This window comes from Mesorhizobium sp. M7A.F.Ca.MR.362.00.0.0, assembly GCF_004023175.1.
Lineage (GTDB): Bacteria > Pseudomonadota > Alphaproteobacteria > Rhizobiales > Rhizobiaceae > Mesorhizobium.
Genome location: NZ_RZTF01000861.1, coordinates 1 through 691 on the forward strand (window position 1 = coordinate 1; position 691 = coordinate 691).

Sequence of the window (691 nt, forward strand, 5' to 3'; positions counted from 1 at the left end):
GCAGATGGCTGCTCCGCCGCCGGGGATTGGCCCCCGCGGGACAGGAGTTCCGACGATGGACACGCAAAACCGCACCGACGTTTATACCCGCATCACCTCCGAGATCATTGCCGCTATCGAGGCCGGCGCCGGCGAATGGCGGATGCCCTGGCACCACGATGGAAGCTCGATTGCTCGCCCAATCAACATCTCTTCCGGAAAGGCCTATCGCAGCGTCAATACGCTCGCTCTTTGGATCGCAGCTCAGGCTCACGGCTTTGGAAGCGGCATCTGGGGCACATACCGGCAATGGCAGGCGCTTGACGCCCAGGTCCGCAAGGGCGAACGCGCAACGACCGTCGTGCTCTGGAAGGAGTTTGCCGCACACAGTGACGATGATGCAGTCGGCGACGATGAGCACCCCCAGCGACGCCTCTTCGCGCGCGCCTTCTCGGTCTTCAACAGCTCTCAGGTCGAGGGCTTCACGCCTTCCGCCGCTCCAATCCTGCCTGACTCTGAACGAGTCCCCCATGCCGATGCCTTCATCAGTGCGCTCGGCATCCCAGTTACTTTTGGCGCCGACGCTGCATACTACCGCATCGATCTCGACCATATCTTTATGCCGGCCTTCAACGTCTTCCGCGATGCTGTCGCTCACGTCGGGACTTATGTCCATGAGGCCGCGCATGCCACGGGGGCTAAGCATCGGCTC

General features: G+C 62.2%; 1 protein-coding gene. It reads left to right on the forward strand.

From position 1 onward, the window contains the following. Positions 1-55: 55 nt before the first annotated feature. On the forward strand, positions 56-691 hold a 636-nt coding region (locus EOC06_RS38195), incomplete at its 3' end, for an ArdC family protein (RefSeq protein WP_128310169.1).